Below are 25,083 nucleotides of genomic sequence, written 5' to 3' on the forward strand. Positions count from 1 at the left end.
GTGCGGCTTTCCGGCCACAAGATCGCTGTCCTGATGGAGAGCGACTTCTACGAGCCCGAGATTCTCTACTACCAGTTCCGCTTCCCGGAGGAGGGCGCCGAGGTCCACTTCCTGTCCCGGCTCTGGGGCCAGGACTCCATGACCTTCCAGGGGCACGAGCACCGGATGCCCTTCGAAGTCTCCGAGTCCTTCGAGGACATCGACGAGTTCGCCCTCAAGGAGTTCTCCGCCGTGATCGTCCCCTCGGGGATGGTCTCCGACCGGCTCCGCTACACCGAGGACCCAGCCGAACTGCCGCCCGCGTCGGCGTTCCTGCGCCGCGCCTTCCAGGACCCGGCCATCGTCAAGGGCATCATCTGCCACGGCATGTGGCTGACCGCACCGCTGCCCGCCCTGGTGCGCGGACGGCGCGCGGTGGTCCACAACAACCTGCTCGGCGATCTGCGCAACATGGGCGGCGAGTACGTGGACGAGGACGTCGTCGTCCATGACGACCTGGTGACCGCGCGCACCGGCCAGCACTGCCATCTGTTCGCCCGCACCATCATCGACCTCATCGCGGACAAGGAGAGGCCGGCCGTCCCAGGACCCCGCGCACCGGTGAGGAGCCGGTCATGACCGCCGTCGTGCCGTCGCGGGCCCACCCGACGACCGAGGAGCGCATCCCCATCAGGGACATCCGCCCCCAGGTGCGCGGCGGCGCGGTGCCCGCCAAGGCGGTGCGCGGCGAGACCCTCACCATCAGCGCCGTCGTCTTCCGCGAGGGCGCCGGGGAGGTCGGCGCCAACGTGGTCCTGTACGACGCGGCCGGACGGCGGGGCCCCTGGACCCCGATGGCCCTCGTCGACGCCGACGCCGACCGCTGGGAGGCCACGGTCGTCGTCGGCCCCGGCCGCCCGGGGCTGTGGACGTACACCGTCGAGGCCTGGGCCGACCCGGTCGCCACCTGGCGCCGCGACGCGCATCTGAGGATTCCCGCCGGGGTCGATGTCGAGCTGACGCTCGCGGAGGGGGCCCTGCTGCACGAGCGGGCCGCCCTCGGCATCCCGGACAAGGACCGCCGGGAGTCGGTGACGGCAGTGGCCGGGGCGCTCCGCGACGAAGCGAGCCCCTCCCCCCGCCGGCTCGAAGCGACCACCGGACGTGCGGTGGTCGCCGCGCTGGAACGCCATCCACTGCGTGAACTGGTCACCGTCTCCCGGCCGTTGCCCCTGCTCGTCGAGCGGCGGCGGGCCCTCGTCGGCTCCTGGTACGAGATGTTCCCGCGCTCGGAGGGCGCGGTGCTCCGGCCGGGCGAGCCGCCCGTCAGCGGCACCTTCGAGACGGCCGCGCGACGGCTGCCCGCCCTCGCGGCGATGGGGTTCGACGTGGTGTACCTGCCACCGGTGCACCCCATCGGGCACACCCACCGCAAGGGCCCGGACAACACGCTCACCGCCGGGCCCCACGACGTGGGCTCGCCCTGGGCCATCGGCTCGGCCGAGGGCGGGCACGACGCCGTGCACCCGGACCTCGGCACCCTGGACGACTTCCGCCGGTTCGTCGCCAGGGCGGGGGAACTGGGCCTGGAAGTCGCCCTCGACTTCGCCTTGCAGTGCTCGCCCGACCACCCCTGGACTACCCGGCACCCCGAGTGGTTCACCCGGCGCGCGGACGGCACCCTCGCCACCGCCGAGAACCCGCCGAAGAAGTACGAGGACATCCATCCCCTCTCCTTCGAGACGGACTTCGAAGGCCTGGTCGAGGAGACGCTGCGGCTGCTGCGCCACTGGATGGACCAGGGCGTACGCATCTTCCGCGTCGACAACCCGCACACCAAGCCGGTCTCCTTCTGGGAGCGGGTCATCGGCGACATCGGTCTGACCGACCCCGATGTGGTGTTCCTGGCCGAGGCGTTCACCCGCCGCGCCATGGTGCACGCCCTCGCCCAGGCCGGCTTCCAGCAGTCGTACACCTACTTCACCTGGAAGAACGACAAACGGGAGCTGACCGAGTACGCGAGCGAACTCGCCCTGGACAGCGCCGACTTCCTGCGCCCGAACCTCTTCGTCAACACCCCGGACATCCTGCACGGCTACCTCCAGGACGGCGGCAGGCCCGCCTTCGAGACCCGGGCCGTGCTCGCCGCGACCCTCGCGCCCACCTGGGGGGTCTACGCAGGGTACGAACTGTGCGAGAACGACGTCCTGGCGGCGGGCACCGAGGACTACCGGCACTCCGAGAAGTACGAACTCCGCCCGCGCGACTGGGCGGCGGCCGAGGCGGCGGGCACCAGCATCGCCCAGCTGATCACCCGCCTCAACCAGCTGCGCCGCGCCCACCCGGCCCTCCAGGAACTGCGCAACCTGCGCTTCCACCACACCGACCACGACCAAGTGCTGGCCTATTCCAAGCAGTTGGTACGGCCGGACGGTTCCGCCGACACGGTCCTCGCCGTCGTCAACCTCGACCCGCACCACACCACCGAGACCACGGTCACCTTCGACCTGGCCGCGCTCGGCCTGCCCGAGGACGGTTCGCTGAAGGTGCGCGACGAACTCACCGGCGAGATCCACACCTGGGGCCGCCACACCTACGTACGGCTGGAACCCGGGGCGGCGCCCGCGCACCTGCTGGTTCCGCTCGGGCCCCGGGAGGCGTCATGAGTGTCGCCGTCGCGGAACCCGTGCTCGAACCGCTGCTGCCGGTCCTTACCCCCTGGCTGCGCACCCGCCGCTGGTACGGCGACGCGGGCGGTCCCCTGGACGACATACGGCCCGTCGTGGTCTCGGTCGTCCACGACGACGCGCCCGTCCTGGTCCACGCGGTGCTCCGCACCCGGCACCGGAACGGCGCCGAGCAGCTCTACCAGCTGTTCCTCGGGCTGTGCCCCGAACTGCCGGAGCGGCTCGCGGGCGCGGCCATCGCCACCGTGCCCGAGGGACGCTGGCAGGGCTGGACGGTGTACGAGGCGACGGAGGACCCCGCGCTGATGGGGGTGCTGCTGCGCTCCCTGGCCGTGCGGGAGCCGCGCGGCGGACCTCGTGGACCTCGTCTGGAGCCGACCTCCCCGCACCCCCTGCCCGTCGGTCTCGTACCCCGCCTGCTGACCGCCGACCAGAGCAACAGCGCGGTGGTGTACGGCGACCGGCTGCTGTTCAAGATCTACCGGCGCCCCGAGCCAGGACCCCACCTGGAGGTGGAGGCCCTGCGCGCCCTCACCGAGCGGCATTGCACCCGCACACCCGCACTGCACGGGACGCTGTACACCGACGCCCCCGGCGGCGAGGGCCTGGTGCTTGGCCTCTTCGAGGAGTTCCTGCCCGTCGAGGCGGACGGCTGGGAGACCGCCGTACGACAGGTCGGCGACTGCGTCGACGGAACCGGCACCACCGTCCCCGCCGCCGGCGGATTCACCTCGCGGGCACGCGCCCTCGGCCAGGCCGTCGCCGAGGTGCACACCGTGCTCGCCGACGCCTTCCCTCGGACCCGGGTCACGCCGGGGGAGGCCGCCGAGGAGGCCCGGCTCATGAACCGACGTCTCGGCCTGGCCGTCGACGAGGTGCCCGCCCTCGACCGCTACCGCTCCAGGATCAGCGCGCTCTACGACGACTACGCACGCCACGCCGGACGCGGCTGCCCCGTCTTCGCGCAGCGCGTCCACGGCGACCTGCATCTCGGTCAGGCGCTGCCTACGGCGGACGGCTGGCGGCTGATCGACTTCGAGGGGGAGCCGGAGCGCTCCGCTGCCGAGCGCGCTGCTCCTCAGCACGTCCTGCGGGATGTCGCGGGCATGCTGCGCTCCTTCGACTACGCCGCGCGGGCCGGGCTCGCCGCCGTGCGGCGCCGGTCCGGCGAGCCGGCTCCCGGGCTCCGGCTGCGGCACATCCGGCGTGCGGACGCCTGGATGGTGCGCAACCGCCGTGCGTTCATTGCCGGTTACGCCGAGGCGGGGGGTGCCGATCCGTGGTGTCATCCGGTGCCGATGCGGGCGTTCGAGGCGGACAAGGCGGTGTACGAGGCTGTGTACGAGGCCCGGCACCGGCCGGACTGGCTGAGCATCCCGCTCGGGGCCGTGCATCGGCTGGCGGCGGTGCGGGGCTGAGGTGGGCGGCTTTCTCGCCCCCGCCGCCCCTACCCGTCCCATCCCGTTCCTGGGGCTCCGCCCCAGACCCCGTTCGGTTGTGTGTCGTCTGCGGGTGGGTGGGGGCTGGGCGCGCAGTTCCCCGCGCCCCTTAAAAGCACCCGGGGCGGGCCGGCGGTTGTTCAGGGGCGCGGGGAACTGCGCGCCCAGCCCCCACCCACCCGCAGCCAAAGAACCCACCCCCCGGGGTCGAAGGGGCGCAGCCCCTGGTGATGGGACGGGTAGGGGCGGCGGGGGCGAAAGACCACCCACACAGAGAGGAACCCACCGTTGCTGCAGACACCGCACGTTCAAACCCTCCTCGTGGGCCCCGGACTTCCGGACGCCCGGCTGGCCGATGCCGAGCTGGAGCGGCTGCTTGCCGGGGCCCACCATGCCCCGCACGCGGTCCTCGGGGCTCACGCGGCAGCGGACGGCTCCGGCGTCGTCGTACGCGTGCTCCGGCCCCTCGCCAGCGCCGTCACGGTGGTCACGGACGAGGGCGTGCGGGTCGAACTGGACCACCAGTCGGGTGGGTTGTTCACCGGAGCGCTGCCGGGCGAGAAGGTGACCGGGTACCGGCTGCTCGTGACGTACGGGGAGCGGCAGGAGGAGCACGACGACGGCTACCGGTTCCTGCCCACTCTCGGCGAACTCGACCTGCACCTGATCTCGGAGGGGCGCCACGAGGAGCTGTGGCGGGTCCTCGGCGCACATGTCCTGACCCTGGACGGCAGCACGGGCACCGCCTTCGCCGTCTGGGCGCCGCACGCCCAAGGGGTGCGTGTCATCGGCGACTTCAACGGCTGGAACGGCGTCGCGCACCCGATGCGCTCGCTCGGGTCCAGCGGGGTCTGGGAGCTGTTCGTGCCGGGTGCCGGCGCCGGCACCCGGTACAAGTACGAGATCCGCACCCGGGCGGGACAACTGGCCCAGAAGGCCGACCCGCTGGCCCGCGCCGCCGAGTGCCCGCCCGCCACCGCGTCGGTCGTCCACACCTCGACGTACGAGTGGACGGACACGGAGTGGATGGCGAACCGTGGCGGCCGGCACTGCCGGGCGAGCCCGATGTCCGTGTACGAGGTGCACCTGCCGTCGTGGCGCCCGGGCCTGTCCTACCGGCAGCTCGCCGGGGAACTCCCGCGCTATGTGAGCGACTTGGGATTCACCCACGTGGAGTTCATGCCGGTGATGGAGCATCCTTTCGGCGGCTCCTGGGGATATCAGGTCTCCGGGTTCTATGCCCCCACTGCCCGTATGGGGGATCCCGACGACTTCCGGTATCTGGTCGATTCCCTGCACGCCGCCGGTATCGGTGTGATCGCCGACTGGGTTCCCGCGCATTTCCCGCGTGACGAATTCGCGCTCGCCCGTTTCGACGGAGAGCACCTTTACGAACCCGGCGACCCGCGCCGCGCACATCATCCGGACTGGGGGACCCTGGAATTCGACTACGGCCGCCGAGAGGTCCGTAATTTCTTGGTGGCCAACGCCGTCTACTGGTGCTCCGAGTTCCACATCGACGCGCTGCGGGTGGACGCGGTGGCCTCCATGCTCTACCTCGACTACTCGCGCCCCGAGGGGGGTTGGAGCCCCAACGAGCGAGGTGGCAGGGAGAACCTGGCCGCTGTCGCCTTCCTCCAGGAGCTGACCGACACCGTCCGCCGCAGGGTGCCGGGCGCGCTCACCATCGCCGAGGAGTCCACCGCATGGCCGGGTGTGACCCGGCCCACTTTCGAGGTCGGCCCCGATGGATTCGGCGGACTCGGCTTCGACCTGAAGTGGAACCTCGGCTGGATGCACGACACGCTCGACTATCTGGAACGCGACCCGGTGCATCGCGCCTATCACCACGACGACATGACGTTCGCCATGGTCTATGCCTACAGCGAGAACTATCTGCTCCCGCTCTCCCACGACGAAGTCGTGCACGGCAAACGCGCCATGGTGGCCAAAATGCCGGGGGACTGGTGGCAGCGGAGGGCGAATCTACGCGCGTGCCTGGCATTCATGTGGACCCACCCCGGAAAACAACTCCTCTTTATGGGACAGGAGTTCGGGCAGGGCGCGGAGTTCGACCATGACGCGGGACCGCAGTGGTGGGTACTGGACGAGGGCTGGCCGGGGCACCACGACCACCGGGGCATCCGTTCCCTGGTGCGTGACCTCAACCGGATCTACGCCGGGACCCCGGCCCTGTGGGAACTCGACACCTCGCCGGCCGGCTTCGCCTGGATCGACGGCTCCCACGCCGAGGCCAACGTCCTGTCGTTCGCGCGCTACGACGCCGACGGGCGCCCCCTGGTGGTCGTCTGCAACTTCTCGCCGGTCGTCCGCACCGGGTACCGCGTCGGGCTGCCGGAGGGCGGCGCCTGGCGGGAGGTACTCAACAGCGACGCCGCCGCGTACGGCGGCAGCGACGTACGCAACGGCGGGGTCGTCCGGGCGGAGGCGACGGCCTGGCACGGGCAGGCCTGGAGCGCGGCGCTCACGCTGCCGCCGCTGGGGGTGTGCTGGCTGCGGCCCGATTCCGGCAAGGGAGGGGACCTCGGCTACCGCCGTTCCTGGGCGAGGGAGCCGTGAAGGTCACCCTGGAGGTCGGGAGTGGGGCCCACACCGGCCGAGGAGAGCGCCATGTCGTAGGCCTTGAGGGCTTCCTTGATGTCCCCGCCGTGGCGCTGCCACAGGTCGCCGATGTGGCGCCAGTTCAGGGCAGCCTCCCGGGACGGGGGGAAGTGACGCAGCTGGCGGGCGGCTGCCCGCAGGTACTGGAGGGCCGGTTCGGGCTCCTGTTGCAGGAAGTAGATCTCGGCGAGTGTCGCTCGCGCGGCCGCGGTGGAAACCCGTGGCTCGGTGCCGAGGAGCCCCAGCGCACGCTCGGCATGCGCCACCGCCTCGGTCCAGTTGCCGAGCGTCTTCTCCACGTCGGCGAGGACGATCTCGCAACGGGCGAGTTCATCGGCGTTGCCGACCTCGGCCAGGGACTGCTGCGCGGATTCGAGCAGTTCCTTGGCCCGATCGGGATCGGGAACCTCGCTCTGCAGCAGCAGGTAGCCGAAGTTCAGCTTGAGTATGGCGAGATGGCGCTGGTTGTCGCCCTCGGCCATCATGGCCAGGGCCCGCTCGACCAGCGCGAGTGCCTCGTTCAGCCTTCCCCGGGAGTTGGCGACGAGCCCCGCGTTCCAGTAGACGGCGCCTCGGGCGGCGTACGAGCCCTCCGCCTCGGAGGCCGGGATGAGGCGCTCGCCGAGCAGGTGGGCCCGGGTCAGGTCGCCGCGCATGTGGTAGGAGCCCATGAGCGTGGAGCCGAGCTGGATGTGGTCCATCGTCACATCGAGGCCCAGCGAGTCGAGTTTGGCGAGGGAACGCTCACCGATCTCGATACTGACAGCGATGTCTCCGGAGTTGCGGTAGCAGCGGCACAGGGCGACGGCGACCCTGCACCAGTCGTCCGAGCCGGCGGCGAGCGCGGGGTCGCGGAACAGGTCCTCGAGGATCGGAATCGTGGCTTCCAGGCGGTCCAGCTTCTCGAGTGCGGTGGCCTGCCCGATGAGAGCGCGGCGGGTCATCGAGGCGTCCAGGACGGCGCGGTGGGCCAGGACTTCGCTGAAGGTCTGCAGGGCTTCGCCGTTGGCGCCGTTGCGCAGCGCCATCTCGCCGAACGCCACCTTGAGGTGTGTCTCCCCCAGCTGTTGTCCGTCCCGGCCGCTGCGGAGGTATTCGACGGAGGTTCCGAGCTTGCCGGCGAGGGTGGCGAGCACCGCGTCCGAGGGAGTGCGCTTCCCCGATTCGATCAGAGAGATATAGCTGATCGATACCTCTTGCGAGGCCAGGTCCTGCTGCTTGAGTCCCTGCCTTGTGCGGAGTGTCCTCATGCGCTCGCCAAGGCCTGTGGGTGTCTGCGCCTCGGTGTGATCCACCTGGACTCCTCTGGGAGTTCATGACAATCAAGATTACAGGCCAAGTTACAAGTTTAACTGTCATATGTCAACGAGTCAAGGCAAGTTGACGGATCCTCGCGGTCGAATTGTCGCTGATTGTGGGCACCTGGAGAGGGGTGGATTGCCTTCCAGGTGGATGACGATATTCCGATTCCGCGACAAGATCGTCCTTTGCTAAATCCAGACTTGACTGCGAGAGTAATTTAGACTTGACTCGGATAGTCAAATAGCCGAAGATGCGAAGGGTACGGTAATGAGGGGGAAAATCTATTTGTTCATCGCGGCCTTGACTTTCATTGGCGGGCTCCTTGCCTGCGGGGTCGCTGTTGGTTCGTCCGGTCCGTCCAGTGCGCCCACGTCCGTGACTCCGTCGGCCTCGGAAAATGGCCCCGTCGCTTGCTGCTGATGACAGCGGAAATCGGTCGCGCCGAAATTAAGGCGTACCAACCACCGAAGGAACTCGCCTACGCCGACGAGGCGCTGAAGTTCCTCGGTGACCTGACGATGGCAGGTGACTGTGCCGGTACGGGAGTCGTGCGCAGCCACACGTGATACGTCAGGCCGGACAGCCCTGAGATCGCCGCAGACGTGGCGGCTCCTGTCGAGGAACAGCGCGCCGTACGGGACGAGGTGCTCCACCCAGGTCACGTTCGAGGCATCTCCCGATACCTAGGGTGAACCCCGGGATCAGGACTCCGGGTCGTGGGACCGGCCGCAGGACTGATTGCTGGACGGATCGGTGAACCGGTCGGAGAACAGGGAGTGCCCCTTCGAAGCCCGCGGGCGTCGGAGGGGCACTTCGTCGTCCTCGTACGGGAAGTGGCACGCCGCCACATGCGGGTTGGACGCGGTCGCGCCGAGCGGCTCGGGCGTCTCCTGCTCGCACAGCTCACGCGCCCGCGGGCCCGACGCCTGGTACACCGGGCAGCGCGTACGGAATCCGCAGCCGGTGGTGCTGCGGCCCGCGCCCGGCGGATCCCCGGGCAGGATGATCCGCTCGCGGGTGCGTTCCGCGCGGGGGTCGGGCAGCGGCACCGCCGACAGCAGCGCCTTGGTGTAAGGGTGCCGGGGCCTGCTGAAGACCTCTGTGACGTCCCCCGACTCGACCGTGCGGCCGCCGTACATCACCACCATCCGGTCGGCGATCTGCCGGACCACCGCGAGATCGTGCGAGACGAAGAGGCAGGCCGGGCCGAGCTCCCGCTTGAGGCGGCGCAGCAGGTCGAGGATCCCGGCCTGCACGGAGACGTCGAGCGCGGAGACCGGCTCGTCCAGGAGCAGCAGGTCCGGCTCGACGGCCAGCGCACGGGCGATGGCGATGCGCTGCCGCTGGCCGCCGGAGAAAGCGTGCGGATGACGTCGGGCGGCGGCGGGGTCGAGCCCCACCTGGCGGAGCAGCTCCGGTATACGCGCGTCGATGTGCTCCTTGGTGGCCCGCTGGGCCTGGAGCGGTTCGGCGATGATGGCGCCCACCGTCATCCGCGGATCCAGGCTGGCCATGGGGTCCTGCAGTACGAGCTGCACGCGACCGCGCAGCCTCCGGACCTCGGCCCGGCCCAGCGCGGCCGTGTCGTGGCCGAGTACCTCGATCCGGCCCGCCTCGGGCGCCGCGAGCGCGATCACCTGCGCCAGGAGTGTGGACTTGCCGGCCCCCGACTCCCCGACCAGCCCGACCGTCTCGCCCTTCCGGATGTCGAGATCAACCCGCTCGACGGCGTGCGGCGCGTCGCCGTCCGCGGAGCGCCGCCCTCGCGGCCGTACGGCCGACCGGCGGGGCAGCGGATAGCTCTTGGCGAGACCCGTGATGCGCAGGACCGGCTCCGCCCCGACCGCCGTACGCCCGGGCCGGCCGGCTTGCGCGGACGCGGGGAACAACTCGGCCGCGGTGTACTTCGCGAGGGCGTCGGAGTGGAGGCAGGCGGCCAAATGGGCCTGGGGGGAGGGGAGTTGGGGCAGGAACCTGCTTGTGGGGCGACTGCTTACGCTCGTCGGCGTCGGCGTCGGCGTCGGCGTGGGTACGGGCGCCGGGGCTGAGGCTGGAGCCTTTCGGGGCGCGGATGACCCACCCAGCTCGACCAACCGGGGCTCCCCCCGCTCGCACTCCTCGTCCGCCAGTGGGCAGCGCGGTGCGAAGGAGCAGCCCGGGCCCGTCCTGCCGGGGGCGGGCGGGGTGCCGGGGACCGGTGTGAGTGTGCCGGCGCCGTCGAGTCTCGGCACCGAACCGATCAGGCCCAGGGTGTACGGCATCCGGGGGTGGGCGAAGAGCTCGTCCACCGGGGCCGACTCGACGATGCGGCCGGCGTACATGACCGCGACCCGGTCGGCCGTTCCCGCGATCACCCCCAGGTCGTGGCTGACCAGGAGGAGCGCGGCGCCGGTCGCCTTGCGGGCCTTTTTGAGCGCGTCGAGGACCTGCGCCTGCACGGTGACGTCGAGGGCGCTGGTGGGCTCGTCGGCGACGATGACGTCCGGGCGGTTGGCGATGGCCATGGCGATCATGGCCCGTTGGCGCAGGCCGCCGGAGAGTTCGTGCGGGTACGCGCGCGCGGCGCGGTCCGGCTCGGGCACCCCCACGCTCTCCAGGAGTTCGACGGCGTGCCGGCGTGCCGACTCGCGTCCCGGGCGCGGCCGTTGGTGGATGCGCAGCGCCTCGCCGATCTGGTCCCCGATCCGCCGGACCGGCGTGAAGGCGGTGAGCGGATCCTGGAAGACCATGGCGATCCGGCGCCCGCGCTGCCGCGCGAGTTCCCGCACCGGCAGCCCCACCAGCTCGGTGCCGAGCAGCCGGACCGAGCCGCTGACCACCGCGCCGGGCGGCGGCAGCCCGAGCACGGAGAGTGCGGTGACGGACTTGCCCGCTCCCGACTCCCCGACGAGCCCGAGGACCTCGCCGGCGCGCAGGGTGAGGTCCACGCCGCGTACGACGGGGAGGGGCGCGGTCCGCCGGCCGCCCTGGAACGACACGTGCAGGTCCCGTACTTCGAGGATCGCGCTCCCGGTCATACGCGCAGCTCCGCCCGGACGGCCGCCGGGTCGAGCGCGTCGCGCAGCGCCTCGCCGACCAGGTTCACGGCGAGGACGAAGCAGAGCAGCAGCCCGGTCGGGAAGAAGAACATCCAGGGATAGGTGAGCGCCACATCCGTACTGTCGGCGATGAGCGTGCCCAGGGACACGTCCGGCGGCTGCACCCCGAAGCCGAAGTACGACAGACCGGTCTCGCTGATCACCGCGCCGGCCACCGCGATCGTGGCGTGGGTGATGAGGAACGACGCCATGTGGGGGAGGAGATGGCGCCGGATGATCAGGAAGGGGCCGACTCCCATGTGTCGGGCGGCGGTGACGTACGGACGTTCCTTGAGGGAGAGCGTCATGGCCCGCACCGCCCGCGCGGTGAGCATCCAGCCGAGCGCGGCGAGCAGTCCCACGTACGCCATCCAGCCCGCCCCGCGCAGCGACGGCGCGACGACGACCAGGACCAGGAAGCCGGGGAGTACGAGAAGCAGGTCGACCAGGAACATCAGGACCCGGTCCGTCCAGCCGCCGAAGTAGCCCGCGCAGGTGCCGACCGCGGCGGCGAGTCCCGTACTGAACAGGGCGACGAAGAGCCCGATGAGCAGCGACTTCTGCAGCCCGCGCACCGTCTGCGCGAAGACGTCCTGGCCGATCCGGTTGGTGCCGAACCAGTGCCGGGCGCCCGGTGCGCCGCGCAGTGCGGTGTAGTCGACGTCGGTGTGGCTCCACGGGGTGAGGTGCGGGCCGACGAAGGCCAGCAGGAAGAGGGCCAGGATCAGCACCGCCCCGGTGAGGGCGCGCGGTGAGCGGGCCAGCCCGCGCAGCCCCGGCATCACCCGCGCCGCACCCTCGGGTCGAGCACGACGAGCAGGAGATCGGCGACCAGGCCGGCGAGCAGCACCGTCACGGCGGCGAACAGGTTGACCGCCACCACCGAGTTGACGTCGCCCTTCTGCGCCGCGTCCATGAACCAGCTGCCCATGCCGGGCCAGCCGAAGATCTGCTCGGCGAAGACCGAGCCGGTGAACAGGGTCAGGAACCCGAACGAGAAGAACGTGGTCATCGGGATGAGCGAGGTCCGCAGTCCGTGCCGCAGCAGCGCGCGCCCGGGGGTGAGCCCCTTGGCCTGGGCCGTCCGCAGATGGTCGGAGCCGAGGACGTCGAGGGTCGCGCCGCGCTGGTAGCGGCTGTAGGAGGCGACGGAACCGAGGGCGACGGTGGTCGCGGGGAGCACCAAGTGGGAGGCCCTGTCCTGGAGTTGGGACAGCAGTCCGCCGGTGTGGCCGGGGGTGCGCTCGCCGGTGTAGCGGATCACTGTGTGTCCCACCGCCTGGTTGAGCTGGAGGGCGCCGTCCTTGCAGAGCAGCGCCAGCACGAAGGTGGGCACGGACAGGACGAGGAAGCAGAAGACGGTCAGCGCCCGGTCCGGGAGCCGGCCCCGGCGCACGGCGGCCCAGATCCCCGCGAGGACGCCGAGACCGGTGCCGACGAGTGTGCCGACGAGCAGCAGCCGTGCCGAGACCCCCACCCGCCGGCCGAACTCGGCGTTGACCGACTCGCCGTCGATGGTGCGTCCCAGGTCGCCGTGGAGGGCCCGCCAGGACCAGTGCGCGAACCGGTCGACGACGGGCGTGCGGTCGTCGAGTCCCAGCGTGGCGAGTTCACGGTCGACGGAGGCCGCGGGCGGGCGCGGCTGGCGGTCCTGGAAATAGGCGCGCGGGCTGAGGGCGGTGGAACTGACGAGGTACGAGAGAAGGGTGGAGACCAGCAGCAGGATCGCGCAGTGGATGAGACGCTGGGACAGGCGCCTGACCATGTGACTCCTCATGGCTCAGGAAGGTCGTCGGTTCATCGGCGTGACGCACGCCAATGCTATGGTCTCGGCACGTAAATCGGAGATCAGTTCGGATAGTTGACGCTCTGTCAATCAGGGAGCTGGTGTGGCGCGTTTGCGGCGGTCCTGGGTCGCGTCCGGTCTCGTGATGCTGGCGCTGGTCTCCGGATGTACGTCGTCCGGCGGCGCACACCCGGACGGGGGAACCCCCACGAAGGCCGTCGAGTACGGCTCCCAGGACATCAACTCCCGCCCCGTGAACCAGCTGAAGCAGGGCGGCACCCTCACCCTCGCGAACCCGCAGTGGGCCACGCAGTACAACTTCAACCAGACCGACGGCGCCGTCGACCAGGTCGAGCAGATCGACAGCCTGGTGGAACCCGTCCTCTTCCGGCTGGACGCGAAGGGTGTCCCGCAGGCCGACCCGGACTACGTCACCTCGGCCGAACTCACCTCCACCTCCCCGCAGACCGTCACCTACCATCTGAACCCGAAGGCGCACTGGTCGGACGGAAAGCCGCTCTCCGTAAGGGACTTCGCGGCGCAGTGGCAGGCGCTCGGACGCGGCGACGACCGGTTCGGCATCGCGGACCCGTCCGGATACGACCGGATCAAGGACGTACGCCAGGGCGCGGACGCGCACGAGGTGAAGGTCGTCTTCAGCACCCCGTACGCCGACTGGCAGCGGCTGTTCACCCCGCTCCTCCCGGCCTCGGCCACCGCGACTCCGGACCAGTTCAACAAGGGCTGGATCAACCGGGTCCCCGTCACCGCGGGCCCCTTCAAGATCGAGTCGATCGACCGCACGGCGCAGACCGTCACCGCCGTGCCGGACCCGGGATGGTGGGGCACCCCACCGCGCCTCGACAAGGTGATCTTCCGTACGCTGCTGCCCGACGCCGCCCAGCAGGCGTACCTCAACGGCGAGATCGACGCGGTCAACGCGGCGACGACGGAGGACTACGCGAAGCTGAAGGGCGCCAAGAACAGCGAGATCAGGACCGGTTCCGCCTGGGACGAGGTCCATGTCTCCCTCAATGGCGTGGCCGGTCCCCTGGCGGACATCGACGTCCGGCACGCGGTCCAACGGGCGGTGAAACGCGAGGCGTTGGCGCAGGTCGCCGCCGAGGGGCTGCCCGTCGGCGTCCCGCTGCTCGGCAACCACATCTTCATGACCAACCAGCCCGGGTACGTCGACCACTCCTCGCCGTGGGGGACGTACGACCTCGACGAGGCGCGGCGCCTGCTGGACCGGGCGGGCTGGAAGAGCCAGGGCGACGGCAAGCCGCGGGTCAAGGACGGCAAGGAGTTGCGGCTGAGGTTCGTGCTGGGCACCGCGACCAACCGCCTGGGCCTGGACCTCGCGCAGCTCATCCAGACGATGCTCGCCCAGGCCGGCATCGCCGTGGACATCATCAAGGTGCCGGCCAACGACTACGCCTCGAAGTACGTGTTCAAAGGCAACTTCGACATGGTGATGTTCCGCTTCACCGGACTCACCTATCCCGGGTCGACGGTGTCGATCTACCAGCAGCCGAAGGGCGAGCAGGCCTTCCTGAACTACGGCCGGGTCTCGGACGCCAAGCTGGACGGCCTGCTCAAGAAGGCCGCCGGAACCCTCGACCGCACCCGTGCCACCGAGCTCTACAACCAGGCCGACGCCGAGATCTGGCGGCTCGGGCACGACGTCGAGCTCTATCAGCGCCCCCAGGTGATGGCGGTGCGCAAGGGCCTCGCCAACTACGGGGTTCCGGGCCTCGGCGACATCGACTTCGCCAAGGTCGGCTGGGAACGGTAGACCTCCGGCGGCCGACACCTCCCTCGCCCTCCTCGGTCACCGGGAGCTGTCCTTCCTGTCGGCCTTGCCGTCCTTCTCAGGCTTCTCCGGCAGGGCGGCGAGAAGGACCACGCTGCGGCCGTGCGCGTGCAGCGCGTGGCCGTCGACCGGCTTCTCCTTGCCGGCGGGCAGGATGTCGTGCGGTCCCCGTTGCGCCGTGTCCAGGACGCGGTGCCAGCGGTGGCCACGGATCCGGGGCAGCTCGAAGTCCAGCCCCAGGTGGTACATGTTCAGGATCAGATGCAGATCGGGATCGTCCTCGAACCCGCCGAGCGTGCAGGCCAGGACACGGGCGTTGGTGTCCTCCCAGCCGGGCTGCTCCAGCCGGGTGCCGTGCCAGGTGACGTCGGGCAGCCCCCGTGTGTTGAGGTGCCCGTTGAAGAACCGCGGTTCGCGGAAGGTGCGGTAGCGCCCGCGCAGCTGGATGAGGCGGCGGGTGAAGTCCTTGGTCTCCTGTTCCTTCTCCGCCTGGTCCCAGTCCAGCCAGGACGTCGGGTTGTCCTGGCAGTACGCGTTGTTGTTGCCGCCCTGGCTGTTGCGGAACTCGTCGCCGGCCAGCAGCATCGGCACACCGCGGCTCAGCAGCAGCACGGACATGAGGTTCTTGATCTGCCGCACCCGGAGCCGTTCGATGTCGTGCTCCTCGCTGGGGCCCTCGACTCCGCAGTTCCAGCTGAAGTTCTCATTGGCGCCGTCGGCCTCGGCCTCGCCGTTGGCGTAGTTGTGCTTGTGCTCGTACGACACCAGGTCGTTGAGGGTGAAGCCGTCGTGGCAGGTGATGAAGTTGATGCTGTTGGTGGGCAGTTCGTTCTGCGGCCCGAAGAGGTCCTCCGAGCCGCCGAGCCGCTTGGCGATCTCCCCGACGAGCCCGGCGTCACCGCGTACGAACCGGCGTACGTCGTCCCGGAACGGGCCGTTCCACTGCGCCCAGCGCTTCCCGGGGAAGCGGCCCACCTGGTACAGCCCGCCGCCGTCCCAGGGCTCCGCGATGATCTTCGTCTCGGCGAGCACCTTGGACAGCTCGATCGCCCACAGGACGGGCGGCACGGCCATCTCGTACCCCTTGTCGCCGCGGGAGAGCTCCGAGGCGAGGTCGAAGCGGAAGCCGTCGACGTGGTGCTCGGTGACCCAGTACTCCAGGGACTCGACGATGAACTTGGCCACGAAGGGATGGTTGGCGTTGACCGCGTTGCCGCAGCCCGTGAAGTCCATGTAGTGACTGCGGTCCTGCGGCCAAAGGTGGTAGTACGCCTCGTTGGCCTGGCCGCGGAAGCTGATCGTCGGGCCGAACTCGTTGCCCTCGCTCGTGTGGTTGAAGACGACGTCGAGGATGACTTCGATGCCCGCCTGGTGGAAGGCCTTCACCATGTCCCTGAACTCGCTGATGTGCGTGTTCAGATGGGGCGAGGTGCAGTAGCCGGTGTGCGGGGCGAAGAAGCCGTACGGGTCGTAGCCCCAGTAGTTGGGCAGCTTGCTGCCGTCCGGCCCGGTACGCAGGATCTGCGTCTCGTCGAAGTCGAAGACGGGCAGTAACTCGACCGCGGTGATACCGAGTTCCTTGAGGTACGGGATCTTCTCGACGACGCCGGAGAACGTGCCGGGGCTCGCCACCCGCGCGGTGGGCGACGCGGTCATGCCGCGCACATGCAGCTCGTACAGGACGGTGTCCGCCATCGGGAGCCGCAGCGGCCGGTCGCCCTCCCAGTCGTAGTCGTCGAGGTCGACGACCAGACTGCGCATGGAGTGCGCGACGTTGTCCTCCAGACCGATGGCGTACGTACGCTCCCAGCGGCTGTTGATGTTGGCGCGGGCGTACGGGTCGAGCAGGACCTTGCGGTGGTCGAAGCGGGTGCCCGACTTGCTCGTGTCACGTGGCCCGTCCATGCGGTACGCGTAGACCTGTCCGGCGCCGACGCCCCTGACGTGGCAGTGCCAGAAGTGGAAGCTGCGGTGGGTCTCCGCGTGCAGCTGGACGGTCCGGGAGGGCTCGGGGTCGTCGCAGTGGTCGAAGAGCAGCAGGTCGACACGTGTCGCGTGCTCGGAGAAGACGGAGAAGTTGACGCCGTCCGCGTCCACGGTGCTGCCCAGCGGCTGCGGGCGTCCTGCGGTGATGTCCGGCGCCTCGGTCATGGTCTCTCCCCGGTCTCATGACGGGAATGCAGTGTCATCCCCGGTCATTTGCCTCGCTGATGTGCGGATGATCGGTGGCGCCGGTCCCTCTGGTCTCTTCGGTCTCTCTGGTCTCTGGTCCGTCCGGTCGTCTGCTCGCCCGCCCTCAGGCGAGGGCGCGGTCCGGCGCGGGCTGCCGTGTGCCGGGCCCGCCGAACAGTGCCTGGACGCAGGCCTCGGCGACGTCGTGTTCGGTGCGCAGGCCGGGGCGTACGACGGTGTAGGGCAGCCCCGAGGCGCGTACGGCGTCCTCGTCGGCCGGATGACGTCCGGTCAGCCGCTCCTGGGTGTGCGCCGGGCTGTCCGGCCGGCTGACGAGAACGAACCGCGGACCGCCGGACACGGCACCCCTCAGCAGCGTGTCGAGCGTGTTGACCACCCCGGATTCCGGGGTGCCCGGCTCCATGACGCAGACGACCGCCCCACAGCCGTGCAGCGGGGTGCGCAGGGTCTCGGGCTCGCGCACATCACCCAGGAAGAACTGGGCGAGGGGCGGCAGATGGCGTCGGGCGCGCAGGGTGGCGCGGCCGATGACGCGGACGGTCTCGCCCCGCGCCATCAGCTTGCGCGTGACGAGCCGGCCGACTCCGCCGGTGCCGCCGATGACGGCGATCGGACTCTTCACGGAACTCTCCTGACGAGTGACGGGGCTTCATATCCACTGCAAGATGTCGTCCGAGCTGGTGAGTTGTGTTCCGGTGGGCACCTTGGACAGGGCGGGCACACGCAGCCGCGGATAGACGCTGACCCCGGAGAGCCGGGTCCCCGGCCACAGGTACGCGCCGTCACCGACGGCCGTGTGCTGTTCGAGCCGGACCGGTGTGCGGCGGTCCGACTGCACCTGGGCCATCGGGCCGACGTACGAGTCGCTGATGCGCGCGTACGGGCCGATGACGGCGCCGTCTCCGACGACGGTCCGGTCGAGCCGCGCGCCCTCGGCGACATCGACGCCGTCGCCGATGTCCGTGTACCGGAGGTGGACGTCGGTGCCGATCTCCGCATGGCGGCCGATGCGTACCCCGGGGCCGAGGACGACGCTGCCCTCGGCGATCTTCTGGGCGAGGGTCGTGCCGGTCGCGCTGTCCTTGGTCCGCAGGCTCGTCTCGTGGATCCAGTACCGCGGATCGGCGCTGAGCGGATCGCCCAGCGCGCGGTTCACGTACGGATACAGGCCGTTCAGGGCCTCCCCGAGCGTGCCGAGATAGTCGCCGATGCTGCCCAGGTCGCCCAGGCGCGCGATGGGTCCGACCGCCACCCGCTGATCGTGCCCGACCAGCCAGGGCAGCAGATCGTGGCCCCAGTCCAGGCGCTGCTGGGCGAGGCGGATCAGCTCGGGGGTGCGGGCGGCGAGCCGCAGCCGCGCGCAGTCGATCAGATACATCCCGGCGTTGGTGGGCAGGGTGTGCGGCCTTCGCGCGGGCCCGGTGCGGGGGAACTCCTCGTGGATACGGGTGAGTTGGGGCTTCTCCAGGAAGCCGGACACCAGCCCGTTCGCCGTGGTCCGCATGACCCCGTACTTCCCCGCGATCTCCTCGGGTGAGCGGGAGACGGCGGCCACCGTGACCACCGCGTCGGCCGTTTCATGGGTGGCGCGCAGCTCGTCGAGCGAGAAGTCGAACAGCGAGTCAACCGGCATGACAAGTGCGGACCCCGTGAGGTTCCACTGTTCGAGGTTGTGCAGCGTGGCGGCTCCTGACCCCACGTTGTACTGGTCGAAGCGGGCCCGTGAGTAGTCGATCTCGACGCCGTACCGCTCGCCGTGGCCCAGCACGAGCTTGATCTGGCTGCGGTTCTCCGCTCCCTGGGCCACCACGTAGAAACAGCGAATGCCCTGGTCACGGCAGGTCTCGACGATCCACTCGATGAGGGGTCTGCCGGCGAACGGGATGAGTGCCTTGCTGCGGATGTAGTCGGCGGACTGCAGGGTGATGGGCTTCGCCCGTTCCCCCCGGCCGCCGGCCAGGATGATGCCGACTGTGCTGTCGTCCCCCATCGCTGTCCTGTCTTCTCGACCGACTTCCCGACAGGTCAATTTCAACAGCCGCAGTCATGTTCAGTCAAGTTAACTGTAAATAAGGCGGGTTGCCTCCGGATACGCCGAAGGGCCCGGCCCCGAGTCCTGATGACTCGGCGCCGGGCCCTTCGTACGTACAACCCGTCAGACTCTGTACAGACAGCCCGTCAGGCTTCGAACACCTCACGCACCAGCTGCTCCTGCTCCGCCTGGTGCCGCTTCGCGGAACCCACGGCGGGGGACGAGCCGGCCGGGCGGGAGATGCGGCGCAGGCGCTCGCCGTGCGGGATGTCGGCGCCGACCGCCAGGTCCAGGTGGTCGATCAGGTTGAGGGCGATGAAGGGCCACGCGCCCTGGTTCGCCGGCTCCTCCTGGGCCCACAGGTACTTCTCGGCGTTCGGGTACTTGGCGATCTCCGCCTGGAGCTCCGCACCCGCGAGGGGGTACAGGCGCTCGATGCGGATGATGGCCGTGTCCGTGACACCGCGCTTCTTCCGCTCGGCCTCAAGGTCGTAGTACAGCTTGCCGGCGCAGAAGACGACCTTGCGGACCGCCGCGGCGTCGACCGAGTCGTCGCCGATGACGGGGCGGAAGGCGCCCGTGGTGAACTCCTCCGTCTTCGACGCGGCGGCCTTGAGGCGCAGCATCGACTTCGGGGTGAAGACCACCAGCGGCTTGTGGTGCGGGTTGTGCACCTGCCACCGCAGGAGGTGGAAGTAGTTCGACGGGAGCGTCGGCTGGGCGACCGTCATGTTGTTCTGCGCGCACAGCTGGAGGAAGCGCTCGATACGGGCCGAGGAGTGGTCCGGGCCCTGGCCCTCGTAGCCGTGCGGCAGGAGCAGGGTGACGCCGGACGTCTGGCCCCACTTCTGCTCGGCGGCCGAGATGTACTCGTCGACGACCGTCTGCGCGCCGTTGACGAAGTCGCCGAACTGCGCCTCCCACATCACGAGGGACTCGGGGCGGGCGAGCGAGTAGCCGTACTCGAAGCCCATGACCGCGTACTCGGAGAGCAGCGAGTCGTAGACGTTCAGGCGGGCCTGCTCGTCGGAGAGGTACTGGAGCGGGGTGTAGTCCTCGCCCGTGACCCGGTCGATCAGCACCGCGTGGCGCTGGCCGAAGGTGCCGCGGCGGGAGTCCTGGCCCGACAGCCGGACCGGGGTGCCCTCAAGCAGCAGCGAGCCGATGGCGAGGGTCTCGCCCATGCCCCAGTCGATCGTGTCGTCCTCGATCATCGACGCCCGGCGCTGGAGCTGCGGCAGCAGCCGCGGGTGCACGGTGACGTGGTCGGGGATGTTGACCTGGGACTCGGCGATCCGCTTCACGACCTCCTGGGAGACCGCGGTCGGCACGGCGACCGGGAACTCCGGCTGGGTGTCGAGGACGGGTGCCTCGGCCGGCGCCGAGACGGCCTCGCGGACCTCGGTGAAGACCTTCTCCAGCTGGCCCTGGAAGTCCTGCAGCGCCTGCTCGGCCTCTTCCAGGGTGATGTCGCCGCGACCGATCAGGGACTCGGTGTAGAGCTTGCGCACCGAGCGCTTCTTGTCGATCAGGTCGTACATCAGCGGCTGCGTGAACGCCGGGTTGTCCGACTCGTTGTGACCGCGACGGCGGTAGCAGATGAGGTCGATCACGACGTCCTTGTTGAACGCCTGGCGGAACTCGAAGGCCAGGCGCGCGACGCGGACGACGGCCTCGGGGTCGTCGCCGTTCACGTGGAAGATCGGCGCCTCGATCATGCGGGCCACGTCGGTGGCGTACATGGACGAGCGCGACGACTCCGGGGCGGCGGTGAAGCCGACCTGGTTGTTGATGACGATGTGGACCGTGCCGCCCGTGCGGTAGCCGCGCAGCTGCGACATGTTGAGCGTCTCGGCGACCACACCCTGGCCCGCGAAGGCCGCGTCACCGTGCAGGGCGACCGGCAGGACGGTGAAGTCCGTGCCGCCCTTGTTGATGATGTCCTGCTTGGCGCGGGTGATGCCCTCGATGACCGGGTCGACCGTCTCCAGGTGGGACGGGTTGGCGGCCAGCGAGACCTTGATCTGCTCGCCGTCCAGACCGGTGAAGGTGCCGGTGGCGCCCAGGTGGTACTTCACGTCGCCGGAGCCGTGCATCGACTTCGGGTCGAGGTTGCCCTCGAACTCGCGGAAGATCTGCGCGTACGACTTGCCGACGATGTTGGCGAGGACGTTCAGCCGGCCGCGGTGGGCCATGCCGATGACGACCTCGTCGAGACGGGATTCCGCCGCGCTGTCGATGACCGCGTCAAGGAGCGGGATGACGGACTCGCCGCCCTCCAGGCTGAAGCGCTTCTGGCCGACGTACTTCGTCTGCAGGAAGGTTTCGAAGGCCTCCGCCGCGTTCAGCCGGCGCAGGATGCGCAGCTGCTCCTCGCGCTCCGGCTTGGAGTGCGAGCGCTCGATCCGGTCCTGGATCCACTTGCGCTGCTTCGGGTCCTGGATGTGCATGAACTCGACGCCGGTGGTGCGGCAGTACGAGTCGCGCAGCACACCGAGGATGTCGCGCAGCTTCATCAGGGACTTGCCCGCGAAACCGCCGACCGCGAACTCGCGCTCCAGGTCCCACAGGGTGAGCCCGTGCTCGGTGATGTCCAGGTCGGGGTGCTTGCGCTGGCGGTACTCCAGCGGGTCGGTGTCGGCCATGACGTGGCCGCGGACCCGGTAGGAGTGGATCAGCTCGAAGACCCGGGCGGCCTTCGTGACGTCGTCGTCGTGGCTGGCGTCGATGTCCTTGAGCCAGCGGACCGGCTCGTACGGAATCCGCAGCGACTCGAAGATCTCGTCGAAGAAACCGCCCTCGCCGAGCAGCAGGTTCGCGACGATGCGCAGGAACTCGCCGGAGGCGGCGCCCTGGATCACCCGGTGGTCGTAGGTCGACGTGAGCGTCATGACCTTCGAGATGCCGAGCTTGTTCAGGGTGTCCTGGGAGGTGCCCTGGAACTCCGCCGGGTAGTCCATGGACCCGACGCCCATGATGACCGACTGGCCGGGCATCAGGCGCGGGACCGAGTGGACGGTGCCGAGGCCGCCGGGGTTGGTCAGGGAGACCGTGACACCGGTGAAGTCGTCCATCGTCAGCTTGCCGTCACGGGCGCGGCGGACGATGTCCTCGTAGGCCTGCCAGAACTCGAAGAAGTTCAGCGTCTCGGCCTTCTTGATGCCCGCGACGACCAGCTGGCGGTCGCCGTTGGGCTTCACCAGGTCGATGGCGAGGCCGAAGTTGACGTGCTCCGGCTTGACCAGGGTCGGCTTGCCGTCCTTCTCCTGGAAGGAGTAGTTCATCGACGGCATGGCCTTGATGGCCTGCACCATCGCGTAGCCGATGAGGTGGGTGAAGGAGATCTTCCCGCCCCGGGCGCGCTTCAGGTGGTTGTTGATGACGATGCGGTTGTCGAAGAGCAGCTTCACCGGGACCGCGCGGACGGACGTGGCCGTCGGCACCTCGATCGAGGCGTTCATGTTCTTCGCGACCGCAGCGGCGGGGCCGCGCAGCGTCACGAACTCGGGACCGGCCGGGGCCTGGGTCGCGGGCGCGGCCTGCGGCTTGGCGGCGGCCGGAGCGGCCTTCGCGGGAGCCGGGGCGGCGACGGGCTTCGGGGCCACAGGAGCCGGCGCTGCGGCCACAGGAGCGGCCTGAACCGGAGCCGGGGGAGCCACGGGTGCCACGGGCGCCACAGGGGCGGCCGGAGCGGCAGGCGCGGCCGGAGCCGCCGGGGTGGTCCCTGCGGCCCCCGCGGCCGCAGTACCCGCCGGAGCCGGGGCGGCAGCCGCCCCGGGCTTGTAATCGGCGAAGAAGTCCCACCAGGCGCGGTCTACCGAATTCGGGTCCTGGAGGTACTGCTGATAGATCTCGTCGACGAGCCACTCATTGGCGCCGAACGCAGCCGTGGGATTCTTCCCGGCTTGGTCGGTGTCGGTCGAGATGCTCGAGTTACTGGGGGACTGTGGCGACACGGCGGCAACCGCCCTCTTCCGCTTCACAAGGTGATGGACAGCGGGAATAAAGGCTACGCCTCCCTGGCCGAGAAGGTCAGGCCGGGCCCGTCCAACGTCGCGTAAGTCACATCGGAAACCGTGTTTCGGCTGTGGAAATGGCGGGAAACAAGCGTGGTTCCGCATCGGAATGGGTACGTCGATCCGGGGTCGCGGCACGATTCACGCGGCCCACTGCCTGATGGGAGCCTGATCACACGTGTCCGCCAGTGGCGACACCGGTGGATCTTGTGGCTCCGGTCCGAACTTTACGTCAACTTGGCAGAGAAGGAAGCCCCGGAAGGATGACCTGGATCCGGCAACCCCGCTGGGATTCGGCCACACCGATCCGGCCGCCGTGCAGATCGACCGCCCAGCGCGCGATGGCCAGGCCCAGCCCCGTACCGCCGTCGCTGCCCGGACCGTGCGGCGAGGGCACCCCGCCCCGGTTGAACCGCTCGAAGACCCGGTGCCACTCCGACTTCGGAATGCCGGGCCCCTCGTCCAGGACCTCCAGGGCCAGCGACTCCGGGTAGGCGCCCCGCCGTGCCTTCACCGTCACCCGGCCGTGCGGCGGGCTGTGCTTGACCGCGTTGTCGATGAGATTGGCGACGACCTGGTGGATCCGCTCCGGGTCCGCGAGCGCCGTCAGCTCGGGCGGGGACACGTCGAGGTGCAGATGGACGTCGGTGCGGGTGTGGCTGCCGGAGCCCGAGGCGATGCCCGCGCGCGCGGAGGCGACCATGTTGGCCTCCTTGAGCACGCCGGAGAGATAGGGCCAGACCTCGAAACGCCGCTTGCGCAGCGGTACGACGCCGTTGTCGAGCCTGGACAGGTCGAGGAGGGTCTCCACGAGCCGTCCGAGCCGCTCCGTCTGCTTCAGGGCCGTACGCATCGTCTCGGGGTCGGCGGCGGAGACACCGTCCACGACGTTCTCCAGGACCGCGCGCAGTCCCGCGATGGGGGTGCGCAGCTCGTGCGAGACATTCGCCACGAGCTCCTTGCGCTGACGGTCCTGGGCCTCCAGCTCGTCGGCCATGAGGTTGATCGTCTCGGCCAGGTCGCCCAGCTCGTCGCGGCGGCTGTCGCTCACCCGGCGCGTGTAGTCGCCGTGCGAGATGGACCGGGCCACCGCGTTCATCTCGTCCAGCGGGGCGGTGAGCGAATGGGCCACGAACTGCGTTATCAGCAGTGTGGCGATCATCGAGAAGACCGTGATGAAGCGGAGCTCCGTCTCGGTGCGCACCGCGATCATCAGCAGACCGGTGGTGATGAAGACCGAGACGACGACCAGGAAGCCGAGCTTCGTCTTGATCGAGAAGGGGCGTACGCCGCCCCAGGGGTTGTCGCTCTTGCGTGACCCGAACCCGCTCATCACATCAGCCCCCTCAGAGTCCCGACGAAGGCCCGGCTCAGGGAGTCGGGGTCTCCAGCGCATAGCCCACGCCGTGGACCGTGCGGATCCGCTCGGCGCCGATCTTCCGGCGCAGCGCCTTGATGTGGCTGTCCACGGTCCGGGTACCGGAGGCGTCCGCCCAGTCCCACACCTCGGCGAGCAGCTGTTCGCGCGAGAGTACGGCACGCGGGGTGTTCGCGAGGCAGACCAGCAGGTCGAACTCGGTGGGAGTGAGGTGCACGTCCTCGCTCCGCACCCGCACCCGGCGCTGTGCGTGGTCGATCTCCAGCTCGCCGAGCCGCAGGATCCCGCTGCGCGGCGTCGAGGCGGCCACGACGGCACGCTCCACCCGGCGCAGCAGGACGTGCACGCGGGCGGCCAGCTCACGCATCGAGAACGGCTTGGTCATGTAGTCGTCGGCGCCGACGCCGAGCCCGACCAGCATGTCGGTCTCGTCGTCGCGCGCGGTGAGCATCAGCACCGGCACCGGGCGCTGGGCCTGCACGCGGCGGCAGACCTCCAGGCCGTCGAAGCCGGGCAGCATGATGTCGAGGATCAGCAGATCGGGCTGCCAGGCCTCGGCGGTGTCGACGGCGGCCGGGCCGTCGCCCGCGGTTTGCACCAGGAATCCCTCGGCGCGCAGGCGGGCCGCGATGGCGTCGACGATTGTCGGGTCGTCCTCGACCACCAGTACCCGCCGCTGAGCGCCAGGCGTCGCCGCCGTGCCGTTGTGGGAGGTGTGTGTCTGCTCCATCGCCCGCCCCTGAGGTGTGCTTTCCGGAA

The 25,083-nt window shown here is 69.8% G+C and carries 16 protein-coding genes; 5 read left to right on the plus strand and 11 right to left on the minus strand.

Features of this window, described 5'->3' with window-relative positions; translation table 11 throughout:
* From OG975_RS32125 to glgB, 4 genes are all read left to right on the plus strand, one after another.
* On the plus strand, positions 1-618 hold the full coding sequence (locus tag OG975_RS32125) for a DJ-1/PfpI family protein (RefSeq protein WP_406332807.1): 618 nt from the start codon (positions 1-3) through the stop codon (positions 616-618).
* Positions 615-2,645: a maltotransferase domain-containing protein gene (locus OG975_RS32130; protein WP_406332808.1), complete on the plus strand. Its 2,031-nt coding sequence runs from the start codon at positions 615-617 to the stop codon at positions 2,643-2,645. The genes OG975_RS32125 and OG975_RS32130 overlap by 4 nt, the downstream gene beginning before the upstream one ends.
* A complete protein-coding gene (locus OG975_RS32135) occupies positions 2,642-4,084 on the plus strand; it encodes a maltokinase N-terminal cap-like domain-containing protein (protein ID WP_406332809.1) in 1,443 nt (480 codons plus the stop codon). The genes OG975_RS32130 and OG975_RS32135 overlap by 4 nt, the downstream gene beginning before the upstream one ends.
* A gap of 309 nt (positions 4,085-4,393) precedes the next feature.
* Positions 4,394-6,685 carry a 1,4-alpha-glucan branching protein GlgB gene (gene glgB / locus OG975_RS32140; RefSeq protein ID WP_406332810.1) on the plus strand — a complete coding sequence of 764 codons (2,292 nt, stop codon included), beginning with the start codon at positions 4,394-4,396 and terminating at the stop codon, positions 6,683-6,685.
* On the opposite strand, the gene OG975_RS32145 is transcribed toward glgB, so the two are convergent.
* The 5 genes from OG975_RS32145 to OG975_RS32165 all read right to left on the minus strand — a co-directional run bounded on the left by OG975_RS32145 (position 6,655) and on the right by OG975_RS32165 (position 12,871).
* Positions 6,655-8,022, minus strand: a complete 1,368-nt coding sequence (locus OG975_RS32145; RefSeq protein ID WP_406332811.1) for a helix-turn-helix domain-containing protein — start codon at positions 8,020-8,022, stop codon at positions 6,655-6,657. The two genes, glgB and OG975_RS32145, sit on opposite strands and share 31 nt — an antisense overlap.
* 288 nt (positions 8,023-8,310) lie before the next feature.
* A complete protein-coding gene (locus OG975_RS32150; RefSeq protein WP_406332812.1) occupies positions 8,311-8,682 on the minus strand; it encodes a hypothetical protein in 372 nt (123 codons plus the stop codon).
* Positions 8,683-8,730: 48 nt separating this feature from the next.
* Complete coding sequence (locus OG975_RS32155; protein ID WP_406332813.1) at positions 8,731-11,046, minus strand: dipeptide ABC transporter ATP-binding protein; 2,316 nt, start codon at positions 11,044-11,046, stop codon at positions 8,731-8,733.
* A complete protein-coding gene (locus OG975_RS32160) occupies positions 11,043-11,888 on the minus strand; it encodes an ABC transporter permease (RefSeq protein WP_406332814.1) in 846 nt (281 codons plus the stop codon). The genes OG975_RS32155 and OG975_RS32160 overlap by 4 nt, the downstream gene beginning before the upstream one ends.
* A complete protein-coding gene (locus tag OG975_RS32165) occupies positions 11,888-12,871 on the minus strand; it encodes an ABC transporter permease (protein WP_406332815.1) in 984 nt (327 codons plus the stop codon). Before OG975_RS32165 ends, OG975_RS32160 begins: the two co-directional genes overlap by 1 nt.
* A 124-nt stretch (positions 12,872-12,995) precedes the next feature.
* On the opposite strand from OG975_RS32165, the gene OG975_RS32170 reads away from it, so the two are divergent.
* Positions 12,996-14,687, plus strand: a complete 1,692-nt coding sequence (locus OG975_RS32170) for an ABC transporter family substrate-binding protein (protein WP_406332816.1) — start codon at positions 12,996-12,998, stop codon at positions 14,685-14,687.
* Between the two features lie 36 nt (positions 14,688-14,723).
* Here the strand turns inward: OG975_RS32170 and glgX are convergent, their stop codons facing one another.
* The 6 genes from glgX to OG975_RS32200 all read right to left on the minus strand — a co-directional run bounded on the left by glgX (position 14,724) and on the right by OG975_RS32200 (position 25,054).
* Positions 14,724-16,856, minus strand: coding sequence for a glycogen debranching protein GlgX (glgX, locus tag OG975_RS32175; protein ID WP_406332817.1), 2,133 nt, complete (start codon positions 16,854-16,856; stop codon positions 14,724-14,726).
* Positions 16,857-17,001: 145 nt separating this feature from the next.
* Positions 17,002-17,520, minus strand: a complete 519-nt coding sequence (locus OG975_RS32180; RefSeq protein ID WP_406332818.1) for an SDR family oxidoreductase — start codon at positions 17,518-17,520, stop codon at positions 17,002-17,004.
* 27 nt (positions 17,521-17,547) lie between these two features.
* Complete coding sequence (locus OG975_RS32185; protein WP_406332819.1) at positions 17,548-18,888, minus strand: sugar phosphate nucleotidyltransferase; 1,341 nt, start codon at positions 18,886-18,888, stop codon at positions 17,548-17,550.
* Positions 18,889-19,076: 188 nt separating this feature from the next.
* Complete coding sequence (locus OG975_RS32190; RefSeq protein ID WP_406332820.1) at positions 19,077-22,886, minus strand: multifunctional oxoglutarate decarboxylase/oxoglutarate dehydrogenase thiamine pyrophosphate-binding subunit/dihydrolipoyllysine-residue succinyltransferase subunit; 3,810 nt, start codon at positions 22,884-22,886, stop codon at positions 19,077-19,079.
* Between the two features lie 292 nt (positions 22,887-23,178).
* Entirely contained in the window at positions 23,179-24,279 is a 1,101-nt protein-coding gene (locus OG975_RS32195) for an ATP-binding protein (protein WP_406332821.1), read from the minus strand.
* 37 nt (positions 24,280-24,316) lie between these two features.
* Complete coding sequence (locus OG975_RS32200; protein ID WP_054236710.1) at positions 24,317-25,054, minus strand: response regulator transcription factor; 738 nt, start codon at positions 25,052-25,054, stop codon at positions 24,317-24,319.
* Between the last annotated feature and the right edge of the window lie 29 nt (positions 25,055-25,083).

The sequence above is a fragment of the Streptomyces sp. NBC_00203 genome (assembly GCF_045206325.1).
GTDB lineage: Bacteria > Actinomycetota > Actinomycetes > Streptomycetales > Streptomycetaceae > Streptomyces > Streptomyces lutosisoli.